The 14,450-nt window shown below is 55.9% G+C and carries 17 protein-coding genes; 13 read left to right on the top strand and 4 right to left on the bottom strand.

The genetic code is table 11. The features are described from left to right. Nucleotides 1-63: 63 nt before the first annotated feature. Entirely contained in the window at nt 64-258 is a 195-nt protein-coding gene (locus ACZ1G5_RS12345; protein ID WP_472733125.1) for a YgaP family membrane protein, read from the bottom strand. Between the two features lie 65 nt (nt 259-323). Then, nucleotides 324-986: a Crp/Fnr family transcriptional regulator gene (locus ACZ1G5_RS12340; protein WP_472733124.1), complete on the bottom strand. Its 663-nt coding sequence runs from the start codon at nt 984-986 to the stop codon at nt 324-326. Between the two features lie 295 nt (nt 987-1,281). Here ACZ1G5_RS12340 and ACZ1G5_RS12335 point away from each other — a divergent pair, with 295 nt between their 5' ends. The 13 genes from ACZ1G5_RS12335 (at nt 1,282) to ACZ1G5_RS12275 (ending at nt 12,213) form a co-directional block, all read left to right on the top strand. Continuing rightward, nucleotides 1,282-2,145, top strand: a complete 864-nt coding sequence (locus ACZ1G5_RS12335; RefSeq protein WP_472733123.1) for a branched-chain amino acid aminotransferase — start codon at nt 1,282-1,284, stop codon at nt 2,143-2,145. Nucleotides 2,146-2,228: 83 nt separating this feature from the next. Continuing rightward, nucleotides 2,229-2,684, top strand: coding sequence for a universal stress protein (locus ACZ1G5_RS12330; RefSeq protein ID WP_472733122.1), 456 nt, complete (start codon nt 2,229-2,231; stop codon nt 2,682-2,684). 99 nt (nt 2,685-2,783) lie between these two features. Next, nucleotides 2,784-3,347 (top strand): NifU family protein, encoded by a 564-nt coding sequence (locus ACZ1G5_RS12325; protein ID WP_472733121.1) that lies wholly within the window; start codon nt 2,784-2,786, stop codon nt 3,345-3,347. Next, nucleotides 3,337-3,915, top strand: coding sequence for a tRNA (adenosine(37)-N6)-threonylcarbamoyltransferase complex dimerization subunit type 1 TsaB (gene tsaB, locus ACZ1G5_RS12320; protein WP_472733120.1), 579 nt, complete (start codon nt 3,337-3,339; stop codon nt 3,913-3,915). Before ACZ1G5_RS12325 ends, tsaB begins: the two co-directional genes overlap by 11 nt. Further along, complete coding sequence (locus tag ACZ1G5_RS12315; protein WP_472733119.1) at nt 3,912-4,331, top strand: GNAT family N-acetyltransferase; 420 nt, start codon at nt 3,912-3,914, stop codon at nt 4,329-4,331. The genes tsaB and ACZ1G5_RS12315 overlap by 4 nt, the downstream gene beginning before the upstream one ends. 193 nt (nt 4,332-4,524) lie before the next feature. Next, a complete protein-coding gene (locus tag ACZ1G5_RS12310; RefSeq protein ID WP_472733118.1) occupies nt 4,525-5,520 on the top strand; it encodes a BMP family lipoprotein in 996 nt (331 codons plus the stop codon). Between the two features lie 80 nt (nt 5,521-5,600). Further along, nucleotides 5,601-7,139: an ABC transporter ATP-binding protein gene (locus ACZ1G5_RS12305; protein WP_472733117.1), complete on the top strand. Its 1,539-nt coding sequence runs from the start codon at nt 5,601-5,603 to the stop codon at nt 7,137-7,139. After that, nucleotides 7,139-8,233 (top strand): ABC transporter permease, encoded by a 1,095-nt coding sequence (locus ACZ1G5_RS12300; protein ID WP_472733116.1) that lies wholly within the window; start codon nt 7,139-7,141, stop codon nt 8,231-8,233. Before ACZ1G5_RS12305 ends, ACZ1G5_RS12300 begins: the two co-directional genes overlap by 1 nt. Continuing rightward, a complete protein-coding gene (locus tag ACZ1G5_RS12295) occupies nt 8,230-8,652 on the top strand; it encodes a hypothetical protein (protein ID WP_472733115.1) in 423 nt (140 codons plus the stop codon). Before ACZ1G5_RS12300 ends, ACZ1G5_RS12295 begins: the two co-directional genes overlap by 4 nt. Beyond that, nucleotides 8,653-9,621, top strand: coding sequence for an ABC transporter permease (locus tag ACZ1G5_RS12290; protein WP_472733114.1), 969 nt, complete (start codon nt 8,653-8,655; stop codon nt 9,619-9,621). It begins immediately after the preceding gene. Beyond that, nucleotides 9,605-10,411 (top strand): purine-nucleoside phosphorylase, encoded by an 807-nt coding sequence (locus tag ACZ1G5_RS12285; protein WP_472733113.1) that lies wholly within the window; start codon nt 9,605-9,607, stop codon nt 10,409-10,411. Before ACZ1G5_RS12290 ends, ACZ1G5_RS12285 begins: the two co-directional genes overlap by 17 nt. 135 nt (nt 10,412-10,546) lie before the next feature. Beyond that, nucleotides 10,547-11,467 carry a sulfite exporter TauE/SafE family protein gene (locus ACZ1G5_RS12280; protein ID WP_472733112.1) on the top strand — a complete coding sequence of 307 codons (921 nt, stop codon included), beginning with the start codon at nt 10,547-10,549 and terminating at the stop codon, nt 11,465-11,467. Beyond that, nucleotides 11,464-12,213: a TIGR02186 family protein gene (locus ACZ1G5_RS12275; protein WP_472733111.1), complete on the top strand. Its 750-nt coding sequence runs from the start codon at nt 11,464-11,466 to the stop codon at nt 12,211-12,213. Before ACZ1G5_RS12280 ends, ACZ1G5_RS12275 begins: the two co-directional genes overlap by 4 nt. Here the strand turns inward: ACZ1G5_RS12275 and ACZ1G5_RS12270 are convergent. Next, entirely contained in the window at nt 12,210-12,920 is a 711-nt protein-coding gene (locus ACZ1G5_RS12270; protein WP_472733110.1) for an SDR family oxidoreductase, read from the bottom strand. The two genes, ACZ1G5_RS12275 and ACZ1G5_RS12270, sit on opposite strands and share 4 nt — an antisense overlap. Beyond that, nucleotides 12,917-14,443: an ATP-dependent DNA helicase gene (locus ACZ1G5_RS12265; RefSeq protein ID WP_472733109.1), complete on the bottom strand. Its 1,527-nt coding sequence runs from the start codon at nt 14,441-14,443 to the stop codon at nt 12,917-12,919. Before ACZ1G5_RS12265 ends, ACZ1G5_RS12270 begins: the two co-directional genes overlap by 4 nt. Nucleotides 14,444-14,450: the final 7 nt, after the last annotated feature.

Genomic DNA, 14,450 nt, shown 5'->3' with positions numbered 1-14,450 from the left:
GAGTTTCCCTTTGCCCCAACACGCATGATCACGTGTCGGGGGCCGTTGCCGAGCGACGTCGGTTCAGGCGTCTTTATTGGTCTTCAGACCAAAGATGCCGTAGATCGGGCAGAACTTCATGAAAGCCGTTCCAATGAAGATCAGGCCAAGCCAACCCCAGGCGCCAATGGTGCCTGTGAGTGATAGCGCGATCAGTACCGCCCCGGCGACAATGCGCAGGATACGGTCAGCAGAACCAACGTTTGAAGTAAATTGCATGTGGCTTCTCCTTTGTTTGCAAAAGGACGTATCACCGCAATGCCGGACCTCGGTCTGTAACGCAGTCACATAACATCTGATTTTGCGTATCGGGCCAATGCCGCGGGATCCAGAATATCCACGGCGCCCCGCCCCGTCTTCACCCAGCCGCGCCTTTCAAAGTCTTTCAAGATACGCGACATGACCTCGCGCGCGCTACCCAATTCGGTTGCGATTTGTTGGTGGGTCGCTGAGATAGCAGCCGGTGCGTCAACTTTTTCAGTCAACCAGAGCGCCAGCCGTTGATCCATCCTGTTCAGCAATAAGTCGTCAATCACGCAAGTCAGTTCCACCAGACGATGTGTAAACACAGCAAAGACTGCGCTCCGAAACGCAGCATCCTCGGCCAGCAGTCGTTCGAACACAGCCCGTCCAATCGCAAGTGCCGTAACAGGCCCTTCGGCATATCCAAATGCGGCGTAAGGAATATTCGACAACATGCAGGAAGTCGTCATGACACAGCTATCACCGGGCCCAACACGATAAAGCACAATGGAACGCCCCGATTGGCCGGTCTGTTCGACACGAATGTGCCCTGACATTGCAATCAGAAATGTGTCGCCATCGTCGCCCGGGCTGAAAATGGTCGTGCCGTCGTTGACGGATACTGTCGCCGCGACCCCCTTAAGGCGATCAATCAGGGCATTGTCCCAATTCTGTGACTGTGCGTGGTCCACTCTCGGTTCCATTTTCCCATTTTCTTCTCGACATATAGCCTAAGGTCAGGACCCACCAAGTCCATGCCTGACAGGTCACGAAGGTGAGATTGGCACCATACCAAAGCTGTCACAAAACTGAATCCCACCGATGCGACCATTTAGGTACGCGGCATAGATCTCGCTCTGCCAGCCCGCCAAGGTGTGTTCTAGTCCCACGCGCAACCATGGCTCACTCTGGCGTTCGATGTTCCCCGGCATCGGACGCCAACCCTACTTTACCTCCTATGCCCTGATGCCTAGGGTCGCCACAAGAGGAGGACGGTCCATGGCCACCGGAACGCATATTCACACATATTTTGAAGGTGCTTGGCATGAAGGCGATATGCCAATTATGCGCGCTGCTGATCACGGGTCTTGGTTAGGCACAACCGTCTTTGATGGTGCGCGGTTCGTGAATGGCCTGATGCCGGATCTGGACCTGCACTGCGCGCGTGTGAACCGCTCTGCCGAGGCATTGATGATAACGCCAACCGTGAGCATCGAGGCGATGATTGCAATTACCAAAGAGGGGTTGGCCAAATATCCAGTCGGCGCCGCCGTCTACATACGTCCGATGTATTGGGCCATACATGGTGACCCAACCGCCATTGTTCCCAGCCCAGAAGAGACGGGCTTTGCCATTTGCCTCGAAGAAATCCCATTTGCCCCTGCAACCGCTTCTACCACCTTGGGGCTGACGAAGTTTCGGCGACCGGTCATCGATGATGCAGTCGTCAATGCCAAGGCGGGCTGCCTCTATCCCAACAACGCGCGCATGCTGGCCGAGGTACGCGCACGCGGTTTTGGCAATGCACTTGTGGCGGACGCGATGGGGAATGTTGCGGAAACAGCCACCGCAAACGTCTTTATGGTCAAGGATGGCGAGGTTTTTACACCAATCCCAAATGGCACGTTTTTGTCGGGAATCACGCGCGCCCGGCATATCGACAATCTCAAGGCCGATGGCGTCAACGTCCACGAAACCGTCCTGACGTTTGACGATTTCCGGGGGGCTGACGAAGTGTTCCTGTCGGGCAATATGTCCAAGGTTACCCCTGTCACCGCCTTTGAAGACCGCCAGTATCAAGTTGGCCCAGTCACGCGACAGGTACGCGATATATATTGGGACTGGGCTGCCAGCTCTGCGTAGGTTGTGGACCTGTCCGACGCGCCAATCTGTCGTTGCCACCACTTTGATCATGCTCCACAATCGTCCCGAAAAGGGAGACAGTCATGCGTAAGTTCATGGTCGTTCTGGACGACAGCCGCGAATGTCTAAACGCCATGCGGTTCGCTGCGATGCGGGCGGCGCACACTGGCGGTGGTGTGACGATACTATCCATCATTCCACCCGATGAATTCAACCACTGGATTGGTGTCGGTGAAATCATGCGCGCAGAGGCGCGCGAACGGATCGAAGTGCACTACGAAGTCTTCGCCAAATGGATGCGCGACAAACAAGATGTACATCCAGAGCTGGTCATCCGAGAAGGCGAGCCGCTCACCGAGATTATGGCGCAAGTGAACGAAGACCCTGAGATTGGTGTTCTGGTGCTTGGTGCGGGCGACGATAGCAAAGGCCCGGGTCCACTGGTCACGCATCTTAGCCGCCAATCTGGCAGCCTTCCAATTCCAATTACCATTGTTCCGGGCGACTTGTCCAAAGAACGGCTTGAAGCGATCACCTGACCGATTCAGTCGCTATCGAGCAGTTTAGAATCATTCCAAACCCTTGACACCGGGGGCGCGCAGGCGCATATCTAAAGCCTGACAAAAAAGGTTGGCCCCATGTTCATCCAGACTGAATCAACACCAAATCCCGCGACGCTTAAGTTTCTTCCCGGCCAGAACGTGCTTGAAGTCGGCACCGCTGATTTTCCAAGCTTAGAGGCCGCAGAGAACTCGCCGCTCGCCAAGCGTATCTTTGCGACGGGGAACATCACGGGGGTCTTCTTTGGGATCGACTTTGTGACAGTCACAAAGGCCGATGACGTCGAATGGGACCATATCAAACCGGGCATCCTCGGCGCGATCATGGAACACTATCAGTCTGGCCAATCTGTGATGGCGGAAGACCACAAGCCCGCTAGCGGTCACGCTGAACATACCGGCGAAGATGGTGAGATTGTGGGCCAGATCAAAGAGCTGCTCGACACACGCGTCCGCCCTGCCGTGGCGCAAGATGGTGGTGACATCACGTTCCACGGGTTTGAGCGTGGGATCGTCTATTTGCACATGCAAGGTGCATGCGCCGGTTGCCCGTCGTCCACCTTGACGCTAAAAATGGGCATCGAAAACCTGCTGCGACACTATATTCCCGAGGTGGTCGAGGTACGGCCCGTTGCAGCCTGAAACCAAGCTGATCGCATTTGATACATCGGCGGCGCATTGCGCCGCCGCTTTACTATTTGGCGACCGGGTTATCACACGCGTCGATGACATGGCCAAAGGTCAGGCCGAGCATTTGATGCCAATGCTGGAAGAGATGTTGGCGGCGGAGAACCTCACATGGCGGGATCTTGACGGCATTGGTGTTGGTGTTGGGCCGGGCAACTTTACCGGAATTCGGATTTCGGTTTCTGCAGCCCGTGGTCTGGGACTGGGATTGGCCAAGCCTTCTATCGGGGTGAATGGCTTCGATGCACGTGCCTTTGAGGAAGACCTGCCCTTTACCGCAACAATCCCTGCGCCAAGGGACCAATCTTTCCAGCAAACCTTTAATTCTGACGGAACCAAGACCGAGGCAAGCCAGACACGACAAGCGGCTAACCCTCAGAAGCCTACAAAACTTCTTATTGCCGCCACAGCAAAAATTGCGGCGGGCAGGCTCGGCACGCAACTACCCCGCCCCACCCCTTTGTATATTCGGAGCGCTGACGCTGCACCGCCGCGCGATCCCGCGCCGATACTACTCCCATGACACCCGACGACATGGCGCTTAGTCATGCCCAAGCCTTCAGCGCAACGCGGGCATGGTCCGCAAGCGAATTTGCTGAGCTTCTTAAACACACAGGTACATTCGTCGAAGGCAATAAAGACAGTTTCATCCTGATCCGAACGGTTGTCGACGAAGCCGAAGTTCTCACGTTGGCAACTGTCCCACATAGACGCCGCGAAGGTCTGGCACGCAGCGCCCTACAGGCTGGCGAAATTGCGGCAAAGGCACGTGGCGCGGCAACTATTTTCCTTGAAGTGGCGGAGGACAATATAGGTGCAAAACAACTCTACACCGCTGCCGGGTACACTGAAGTCGGCCGCCGGCCGGGATACTATCTGCCCAAAGATGGGGCACCCGTCGCTGCTTTGGTGCTGCGCAAGGCTTTGAACGCTCTCTGACTTTGCGTAACCCTGTTGATAACTCAATTTTTCAACTGCTTCACGCCTGATTTCCCCCAAAAAGCAGTTGATCTTCCCCGCAAGGCAAGGCCTTATCTTGCAATGACCGGACTCACTTTTGTCTTGGCTTTTAATAGAGGGGGGCGTGTATCGCCCAAGAAATACCTCGCGTAACGACCTGGGAGAACTATCAATGACACTTATGCACAAAATGCTTGGCGCATCTGCGGCACTGGCTTTGACAGCCGGCACTGCCTTCGCGGATCCTGCCATCCTGTTCGATCTTGGCGGCAAGTTCGACAAGTCTTTCAACGAAAGCGCCTACAACGGGGCACAGCGTTGGGCAGATGAAACCGGCGGGTCCTACGCCGAAGTTGAGATCCAGTCTGACGCCCAGCGCGAACAGGCCATCCGTCGTTTCGCCGAGTCAGGTGCGAACCCAATCGTCATGGCGGGCTTTTCATGGGCCACACCATTGGGTGAAGTCGCAGCCGACTATCCAGACACAAAATTCGCCATCATCGACATGGTCGTTGACGCGCCAAACGTCCGCTCTGTTGTGTTCAACGAGCATGAAGGGTCTTACCTTGTGGGCATGATGGCTGCGATGGCATCCGAATCCGGCACAGTTTCCTTCATCGGCGGCATGGACATCCCACTGATCCGTAAATTCGCTTGCGGTTATGCGCAGGGTGCCAAGGCTGTGAATGCAGACGCAACAGTGATCGCAAACATGACAGGGACAACACCTGCGGCATGGAACGACCCGGTAAAAGGATCAGAACTGACACTTGCACAGATCAGCCAAGGGTCTGATGTTGTCTTTGCTGCCGCTGGCGGCACTGGCGTTGGTGTTCTGCAAACGGCCGCAGACGAAGACATCCTGTCCATCGGTGTCGACGCAAACCAGAACTACCTGCACCCCGGTGAGGTTCTGACATCCATGCTCAAGCGCGTTGATAACGCCGTTTATGAAGCGTTCACACAAGGCGAAAACCTTGAGGTTGGCTTCAACGTCATGGGCGTATCCAACGAAGGTGTCGGCTACGCGCTGGACGAATTCAACGCTGAGCTGGTCTCGGCTGAAATGCAGGAAGCTGTTGATGCAGCAGCTGCATCCATCGCATCTGGCGAACTTGCCGTGCACGACTATACATCTGACGAAAGCTGCCCAGCGCTCGACTTCTAAGTCTGCCCGCTAGGCCAACACATACGAGGCCGCGCAGATTTATCCGCGCGGCCTTTTGCATTCCAAGAACAGGTGTCCCAATGACTGACATAGCCCCCGCCATTGAACTCAAAGGGATCTCAAAGTCCTTTGGACCTGTGCAAGCCAACAAAGATATTTCGATCCGTGTGATGCCCGGCACAATCCACGGGATCATAGGCGAGAACGGCGCAGGCAAATCGACGCTAATGTCGATTTTGTATGGGTTTTATAAGGCTGATGCGGGCGAAATCTTCATCTCAGGTCAGAAAACTGCAATTCCTGATAGCCAAGCGGCCATCGCTGCGGGCATCGGTATGGTGTTCCAGCACTTTAAATTGGTCGAAAATTTCACGGTGCTTGAGAATGTGGTTCTGGGGGCAGAAGACAGCGGGCTACTGCGCCCTTCGCTGGCCCGCGCGCGGCGTGAATTGAAAAGCCTTGCGGAAGAATACGAACTGAACGTCGATCCTGATGCCCTGATCGAAGAAGTCGGCGTTGGCATGCAACAGCGCGTTGAAATCCTCAAAGCGCTCTATCGCAAGGCTGACATCCTGATCCTTGATGAGCCCACGGGCGTGCTGACCCCGGCCGAGGCTGATCACCTGTTCCGCATCCTTGAGAACCTCAAGCGCGAAGGCAAAACGATCATCCTGATCACGCATAAACTGCGAGAGATCATGGATATCACCGACACCGTAAGTGTCATGCGCAGAGGCGAGATGACAGCGACGGTCAAGACGTCTGAAACAAGCCCACCTGAACTGGCCGAACTGATGGTTGGTCGCAAAGTGCTGTTGCGAGTGGACAAGGCACCTGCCCAGATTGGACGTAAAATACTTGAAGTCAAAGACCTGAACGTCACCGATGACAAAGGCGTTCACCGGCTCAAAGGCGTGAGCTTTGACGTACATGCCGGTGAAATTCTCGGGATTGCTGGCGTTGCAGGCAACGGCCAATCAGAACTGCTGGAAGTCCTCGGTGGCTATGAGAAAGCAACCGGTACAATCAAATTGAACGGCGAAGAGATTGATTTGACCGGTGCCAAATCCGATGGACAAAGCCGCCGTGCGCGCGGGATCAGCCATGTGCCAGAGGATAGACAGCGCGAGGGCCTGATCATGGACTTCCACGCGTGGGAAAACACCGCGTTCGGCTACCACCATGATGCGGAATACCAACGGTCCAAACTATTCATGGACAATTCGGCCATCCGCAAAGACACAGAAGAAAAAATGGCGCGTTTTGACGTGCGGCCCCCGGATCCAACCCTTGCCGCCAAAAGTTTTTCCGGCGGCAACCAGCAAAAAATCGTGCTGGCACGCGAGATTGAACAGAACCCTGATTTGCTGCTGATCGGCCAACCTACACGCGGTGTGGACATCGGGGCGATCGAATTCATCCACCAGCAGATTGTTGCACTTAGGGATCAGGGCAAAGCAATTTTGCTTGTTTCCGTCGAGTTGGAAGAGATTTTGTCGCTCTCTGATCGCATCGCCGTTATGTTTGACGGAAAAATGATGGGCGAGCGGATGCCTCAAGAAACGGACGAAAAAGAACTCGGACTGCTGATGGCAGGAATGAGCGGAGAAGCAGCGTAATGGACGTCATGCCAAAGTGGGCTGATGTGATCCTGATCCCTTTGATCTCGATCCTTCTGGCCGCGATCCTGTCAGCACTCGTGATCCTTGCCATCGGTGAAAACCCGTGGGAAGCGCTCAAGCTGATGGTAGAGGGCGCTTTGGGCTCCACCTATGGCTGGGGCTATACGCTCTATTACGCGACCAATTTTATATTTACAGGTCTCGCGGTCGCCATCGCCTTTCACGCGCGGATGTTCAACATCGGTGGTGAGGGACAGGCGCTGGTCGGCGGTCTCGGTGTTGCAATTATCTGCCTTTACATCCCGTGGCCGCATTGGTCGCTGGCCTTGCTTGGTGCCGCAATTGGTGCGGCGATCTTTGGTGCGGCATGGGCTGCGATCCCGGCATTCCTGCAAGCCAAACGCGGCAGCCACATCGTGATCACAACCATTATGTTCAACTTTATCGCCGCTGCCTTGTTGAACTATTTCCTGATTGGCGCACTCAAGGTGCCCGGCTCAATGGAACCCGCGACCGCAAAATTTCCCGAGGCAACGCATCTGCCGTCCTTCCAGGATATGTTCAACTTCGGCGAAACCACCTTTTTCCGCGGGGCCCCTGCCAACATCACCTTCTTTGTCGCGCTCGCCGCTTGCGTTGCGCTTTGGGCGCTCATCTGGAAGACGCGGCTTGGCTATGAAATCCGGTCCTTCGGGCATTCGGAAACGGCCGCCAAATATGCGGGCATCAGCCCGACCAAAATTATCATGGTTGCCATGCTTATCTCAGGCGCTCTTGCCGGCATGATGGCCATCAACAACGTACAGGGCGAGGCCGAACGGCTGGTCCTGAACGCAGTGGAGGGGGCGGGCTTTATTGGCATCGCCGTCGCACTGATGGGGCGCAGCCATCCTTTCGGGGTATTGCTAGCAGCCCTTCTTTTCGGCTTTCTATATCAAGGCGGCGCAGAACTCGCCCTATGGACGTCGATCCCCCGTGAGTTGATCATCGTAATACAGGCATTGGTGATCCTCTTTACGGGCGCACTGGACAATATGGTGCGCATGCCGCTCGAGCGGCTATTCCTATCAATGAGGAGAGCAAAACAATGAAGGCAGAACCTTTTAAAATAGGTGTCGAAGACGACACCGGCGCAGATCTGGGCTTTGTGCTCAGCTGTCTGGCACTTGGCATGATCTCGATGGAAGAACTCCACCAGTGGGTTCACCATGTGATCGACCAAACCCCCGCGACCGAAGTACCACCCCATCTGGTGGCGTTACTCTCGCTACAAAAACCGATGAGCGTGCTGATGCCCGCCGAAAACGTGATGGCCCGTGTCCCCCATGACCCATTCATCACGGACGAGCGGTTCGATGCGATGCTGGGCTTGCAGTTCTTCCTGCGCAAAGATCGCACGCAGGCTGTCGATATCACGCAAGCGCAGGCCGAGGCGGCGCTTCGCAAAAACCCAGAGGTCGCTGATCGTTTCTTCAGCCTCTTCCCATTCCTGATGGAGAAAGCAGCCTAAATGGACTTTGCGACCCTTCTACAAATGCTGGACGCCACGTTGCGTCTGGCAACCCCGCTTCTTCTGGCCTGTTTGGCTGGTTTGTATTCAGAGCGGGCCGGTATCTTTGATATTGGGTTAGAGGGGAAAATGCTGGCAGCAGCATTCCTATCAGCCGCCATCGCTGCCGTGTCAGGCAGCGTATGGCTCGGCCTTTTTGCAGGTATTGGTGCGTCGATGCTCCTGTCCGTTGTACACGGGCTCGCGTCGATCACGTTCCGTGGCAATCAACTGATTTCCGGGGTTGCGATTAACTTTCTGGCCGCGGGTCTAACGGTGGTCATCGCCCAAAGCTGGTTTCGCCAAGGTGGGCGGACGCCGCAACTGACCGGTGACGCGCGGTTCAATCCGATTGAGCTTCCCTTTGCGGAAGCATTGCGCGACGTGCCTGCCCTTGGGCCAATCTATTACGAACTTATTTCAGGCCACACGATCCTCGTTTATGTCGCACTGCTGATGGTGCCGCTGACATGGTGGGTCCTCTTTCGTACGCGCTTTGGCTTGCGCCTGCGTGCTGTGGGTGAAAACCCAGCAGCGGTCGATACGGCAGGTGTTTCGGTGATCTGGCTGCGTTTCGCGGCTGTGGGCATTTGCGGTGTGCTATGTGGCATCGCCGGTGCGTATCTCGCCACTGCGTTGCAGGCTGGTTTTGTCAAAGACATGAGTGCGGGACGCGGTTTTATCGCACTTGCCGCCCTGATTTTTGCAAAATGGCGGCCCTGGTACGCACTCTATGCCTGCCTACTGTTCGGCTTCCTGCAAGCAATGTCGCTCCGCCCTGATGTGATTGAGCGTGTTCTCAGCTTCCAGGTTAATGGACAGTTCCTTGACGTCCTACCTTACATTCTGACGGTCGTAATCCTCGCAGGCTTTGTTGGCAAAGCGATCCCACCGCGCGCCGGGGGCGAGCCTTATGTCAAAGAACGCTAAGGCGCTCGCTGATCAAATCAGAGGCATCGCGGGCGATGCACCTGTCCAGATCGGTTTGATCCTTGGCTCTGGCCTTGGACATATTGCGGACGAAGTCGATGGCGTGGCAATCCCCTACGGCGACCTTCCCGGTTTCCCGCATGCGGGTGTGTCCGGCCACAACCCCAACCTTGTCATCGGTGACCTTGAAGGCATGCGTGTCGCAGTTTTTGGTGGGCGGGCACACTACTATGAAAGCGGGCGCGGCGATGCGATGCGACTGCCGCTCGAAGTGCTCAAAGAACTGGGCGCCAATACGATGATTGCCACAAACGCCGCAGGGTCACTGCGGGCTGATATGCCGACAGGTTCCATCATGTGCCTGACCGACCATATCAACTTCTCGGGGTTAAACCCGTTGATTGGAGAGCCGACAGACGCGCGTTTTGTGCCGATGAAGGACGCTTACGACCCTACGATCCGCGAAGCCCTGCACGAAGCGGCCCGTGCCGCCAAGGTCGAAATGGCTGAGGGTGTCTATGCGTGGTACTCTGGACCATCCTTCGAAACCCCCGCAGAAATCCGTGCCATCAAACTGCTCGGCGCAGACGCTGTGGGTATGTCTACAGTGCCCGAAGTCATCCTCGCCCGCTTCTTTGGCCTCAAGGCCGCAGCCATCTCAACCATCACCAACATGGCCGCTGGCATGAGTGATGAATCAATCAGCCATGAACATACCAAAGCGATGGCGCCAATCGGAGCTGCCAAGTTAGAGGAAGTTCTGCGTGGCTACCTAAAGTCAATTTCTTAAGTCCAAAGCATCGGCACCCATAAGTCCAAGCGACGGAAATGCTGCGTTTGCACAATAATTCCCCTCGCATCATTTGACACAAAGCGCGATTAGGTTTTTGGTGCAACCAGCGGCACAAGCGCCCGGATTTAGCTCATGCAGATTTACCTCCCTATCGCCGAAGTTTCGGTGAACATTTTCCTTTTATTAGGGTTGGGTGGAATCGTGGGCATTTTGTCGGGCATGTTTGGCGTCGGCGGTGGTTTCTTAATGACACCGCTTTTGTTCTTTATCGGCATTCCACCCGCTGTGGCCGTCGCAACTGAAGCGAACCAAATCGTTGCGTCGTCCTTCTCTGGCGTGTTGGCACATCTCAAGCGAAAGACCGTCGACCTGAGGATGGGCACTGTGCTGCTTATTGGCGGCTTGGTCGGTTCTGGGCTTGGCATTATTCTCTTCAACTACCTCAAATCGCTTGGTCAGGTCGAACTGCTCGTGCAGCTCTGCTACGTTGTTTTCCTCGGCATGATCGGCTCTTTGATGTTCATCGAAAGCCTGAAAGCGATCCGCAACGCGTCAAAACCCGGTGGTGCCGTGCCGAAACGGCGCAAGCACAACTGGGTGCATAATCTGCCCTTCAAGATGAAGTTCCGGGTCTCAGGCCTCTATATCTCAGTCATTCCACCGCTGATGGTTGGTGTTCTGGTCGGTATTCTGGCCGCAATCATGGGTGTAGGTGGTGGATTTATCATGGTGCCTGCCATGATTTACCTGTTGGGCATGCCCACCAAGGTGGTGGTCGGCACATCGCTTTTTCAGATCATCTTTGTAACCGCCTTCACGACCATGCTGCATGCAACGACGAACTTTACCGTCGACGTGGTGCTGGCTGTTCTGTTGCTTGTTGGCGGCGTGATCGGTGCCCAGATCGGCACTCGGATCGGGGTCAAGATGAAAGCCGAGCAACTGCGTATTTGGCTGGCCATCATGGTGCTGGCGGTCTGCGGCAAACTAGCGTTCGATCTGCTGGTGATGCCATCCGAACTCTTCTCTCTGGGCACAGGAGGTCACTCATGATCCGCCTTGTCGCATTGATGCTGCTGCTGGCCATGCCCGCAAAGGCAGAAGAAATCGTGCTTGGGCTTAGCCGGGATGAAGTTGCGATCACGGCAACGTTTGAGGGGTCCGAAATCCTGATTTTTGGTGCGATCAAACGTGATAGACCGGTCGAGGCCGCAGGTGACCTCGGTGTCATTGTCACGGTTGCGGGGCCCGATCAGCCGGTTACTGTCCGCAAAAAAGATCGCCGTTTTGGTATTTGGGTCAATACAGAGGCTGTTGAGGTTGATGTCGCGCCATCCTTCTACGCCGTCGCAACAAACCGTCCGCTTCGCGAAATTCTGACGGACACAGAAGATCTGAACACACGTATCAGCACCCAACGCGCCATTCGGTCGGTTGGCGCTACGATCTCTGGCGCCGAGCGGTTTACCCAAGCTTTGATCCGCATCCGTGCCGGACAAGGCCTCTATCAAACATTGCCCGAAGGTGTGTGGGTGGAAGAAGACGCGCTATTTCGCACACTGATACCTCTGCCGGCAAACCTGACCGAAGGTGACTATAAGGTAGAGATTTATCTGACGCGCAATCGTCAGATCGTGGATCTCTATTCAACGATCATCCCAGTGAAAAAAGTCGGCCTGGAGCGCTGGCTGTTCAATCTGGCCCATGAAAACCCGTTTCTTTACGGGTTGATGTCGCTGTCTATCGCAATTGCAGCAGGTTGGGGCGCGTCGGCCGCTTTTAGTGCGTTCCGCCGCTAACCACGACCGATATGCGGCATCTTTGTCGCCATCACCATCAGCGACTGCACATTCGCCTCTGAGGGCAGCGTTGCCATGTGAAAGACCGATCGCGCGACATCCTCGACGGCCATACTGGGCAGCGGGTCCAGGCCTTGCGCGGCACGGGTCTTTTCAAGGTTCAACACCAGATCCGTTCGCGCATTCCCGATATCAATCTGGCCACAGGCGATATCAAAAGCACGCCCATCCAGTGACAGCGTCTTGGTCAGCCCGCTGACCCCGTGCTTCGTCGCAGTATAGCAAATCGAGCCTTCGCGCGGCGTATAGGCCGAGATGGAACCATTGTTGATGATCCGCCCGCCCTGCGGTGTCTGCCCGCGCATCTGACGAAAGGCGGCGCGGGCGCAGAGGAACATGCCCGTCAGGTTCACATCAACGACCTGTTTCCAATCGTCCAAAGCGACCTGATCAATCGTGGTTTGTGGCCCGAACATGCCCGCGTTGTTAAACAGCACATCAAGATGGCCGAACGCGGCGAAGGCTGCATCAACCGCACCCGCATCGGTTACATCGCAAGGCAACAGAACTGCGTTCTCGTGGGTCACTTCCGCGAGCGTCTCAGCACGCCGCGCGATCAACCCGACCCGCCAACCATTGGCCAGAAAATGCTCTGCTGTAACACGCCCGATGCCGCTACTGGCGCCTGTGATGATGATGGATTTCATATCTCTTCGCTCCTCAGTTCCAATGGGGCTGCTGGGACTTCAAGATCATCGACGCGCAGCACGCCTTGCGGACGCGCCAAACGGTTTCTGACCACCCAACGTAGCTGCGTTTCCGCGCGCGTTATCGCCACATAGGCCAGTCGTTTCCAAAGCGGTTGCCCTGCCTCAACCCGACCCATGCGAGAGGCTGCGTAGATGTCTGGGGCAAAGACCTGCACCGTGTCCCATTGCGAGCCCTGCGCCTTATGGATGGTTACCGCAGCGCCATGCAAAAACGTCGCGCCCATCTTTGCTGCGAAGGGAATAAAGGGCTCTTCATCCCCCTCCTGCTCTATTTTGACAATGCTCGCAGCGCTTACCTGCGGGTCTTCGGCACCCATGACATGCAGGCGCGAAAAACCTGGCTTGCGACCCGGCCCCAGATAGACAACCTGCGCACCTTTGATCAGGCCCCGCGCCTCTAGGTCCAAACGTTTCTTGCGATGCTTCAGCGGCAATTCGATCCCATCACAGATCAACGGTTCACCCGCCAACAGCTCATCCCCCGGCGCACCAAATGCTGCACGAAAGGCGTGGATCAGGCGGATACGGGTCGCATTGCGCCAGACCAAGCAAGGAGAACGGGCCATCAGATCGGCCTCAACCCGTTGCGCCATCACGACGCGCTCATCAGCCTTTGCGGCTTCCTCGACCATCCGCTCAAACCTGTAGAAATCAAGCTGAGGGTCAGCGAGCGCATGTGCCAGATCAAGGATCGGGTTGCCCGCATCCTGGCGGTGAATGCGGTTTAGGCTCAGCACGCGTTGCTCTGGCAATGTTTCAAAAACCATACCACCGGATGACTGAACTGGTGGCAGTTGCGCCGGATCACCAAAGAGCAGCAGCGTTGGGAATATCTCTTTGAGATCCTCAAACTGCTTTTCATCCAGCATAGAGCTTTCATCGACAAACCCGATGTCCAACGGATCCTCGCGCCGTTTCCATCCAGTGATGAAATCACTGCCCCGCAAACCGGCGGCGGCCAGCGCTGCGGGCACAGATTTGTTCGCTTCATAAGATGCAAACGCGCGATCAAGCGCTACCTCGGTCAGCCCTTCGATCTCGGGCTTGTCGCCTTGTCCGGCCAACCATTCAGCGACCTTTTCATATTCCGGATCATAGACCGGCGTATAAAGGATGCGGTGGATCGTTGTGGCGGGTACACCGTGATTGCGCAGAACACTTGCCGCTTTGTTGGTTGGGGCCAGGATCGCAAGGGTACGCCGATCCTTGCGTTTTCGGCCTTCCCAGTCACCCGAAATTACATCAACACCCGCCTCTTCCAGCGCGTGGTAGAGTTTGGCAAGCAGCATTGTCTTACCTGAACCCGCCTTCCCGATCACGGCCATCACCGATGCCGTGTCAGACTGCGGCGGTTGTAGAAGACTGTCGTCGAGATCAACGCCCGACTGCCGCAATGCGACGGCGACGTTGTCCCAAGCTTCGGCCTGATCATCTGAGAAGGTGATTGATGGGGATTGCATACCGATG

The sequence above is a fragment of the Yoonia sp. JB2-21 genome, from assembly GCF_055693545.1.
This window is presented reverse-complemented; position numbering and strand designations above follow the sequence as displayed.

Excerpts from the sequence above, each read along its gene's own strand:
- ACZ1G5_RS12345 (WP_472733125.1), bottom strand. The coding sequence starts at position 258 with ATGCAATTTACTTCAAACGTTGGTTCTGCTGACCGTATCCTGCGCATT.
- ACZ1G5_RS12340 (WP_472733124.1), bottom strand. The coding sequence starts at position 986 with ATGGAACCGAGAGTGGACCACGCACAGTCACAGAATTGGGACAATGCC.
- ACZ1G5_RS12335 (WP_472733123.1), top strand. The coding sequence starts at position 1,282 with ATGGCCACCGGAACGCATATTCACACATATTTTGAAGGTGCTTGGCAT.
- ACZ1G5_RS12330 (WP_472733122.1), top strand. The coding sequence starts at position 2,229 with ATGCGTAAGTTCATGGTCGTTCTGGACGACAGCCGCGAATGTCTAAAC.
- ACZ1G5_RS12325 (WP_472733121.1), top strand. The coding sequence starts at position 2,784 with ATGTTCATCCAGACTGAATCAACACCAAATCCCGCGACGCTTAAGTTT.
- ACZ1G5_RS12315 (WP_472733119.1), top strand. The coding sequence starts at position 3,912 with ATGACACCCGACGACATGGCGCTTAGTCATGCCCAAGCCTTCAGCGCA.
- ACZ1G5_RS12310 (WP_472733118.1), top strand. The coding sequence starts at position 4,525 with ATGACACTTATGCACAAAATGCTTGGCGCATCTGCGGCACTGGCTTTG.
- ACZ1G5_RS12305 (WP_472733117.1), top strand. The coding sequence starts at position 5,601 with ATGACTGACATAGCCCCCGCCATTGAACTCAAAGGGATCTCAAAGTCC.
- ACZ1G5_RS12300 (WP_472733116.1), top strand. The coding sequence starts at position 7,139 with ATGGACGTCATGCCAAAGTGGGCTGATGTGATCCTGATCCCTTTGATC.
- ACZ1G5_RS12295 (WP_472733115.1), top strand. The coding sequence starts at position 8,230 with ATGAAGGCAGAACCTTTTAAAATAGGTGTCGAAGACGACACCGGCGCA.
- ACZ1G5_RS12290 (WP_472733114.1), top strand. The coding sequence starts at position 8,653 with ATGGACTTTGCGACCCTTCTACAAATGCTGGACGCCACGTTGCGTCTG.
- ACZ1G5_RS12285 (WP_472733113.1), top strand. The coding sequence starts at position 9,605 with ATGTCAAAGAACGCTAAGGCGCTCGCTGATCAAATCAGAGGCATCGCG.
- ACZ1G5_RS12280 (WP_472733112.1), top strand. The coding sequence starts at position 10,547 with ATGCAGATTTACCTCCCTATCGCCGAAGTTTCGGTGAACATTTTCCTT.
- ACZ1G5_RS12275 (WP_472733111.1), top strand. The coding sequence starts at position 11,464 with ATGATCCGCCTTGTCGCATTGATGCTGCTGCTGGCCATGCCCGCAAAG.
- ACZ1G5_RS12270 (WP_472733110.1), bottom strand. The coding sequence starts at position 12,920 with ATGAAATCCATCATCATCACAGGCGCCAGTAGCGGCATCGGGCGTGTT.
- ACZ1G5_RS12265 (WP_472733109.1), bottom strand. The coding sequence starts at position 14,443 with ATGCAATCCCCATCAATCACCTTCTCAGATGATCAGGCCGAAGCTTGG.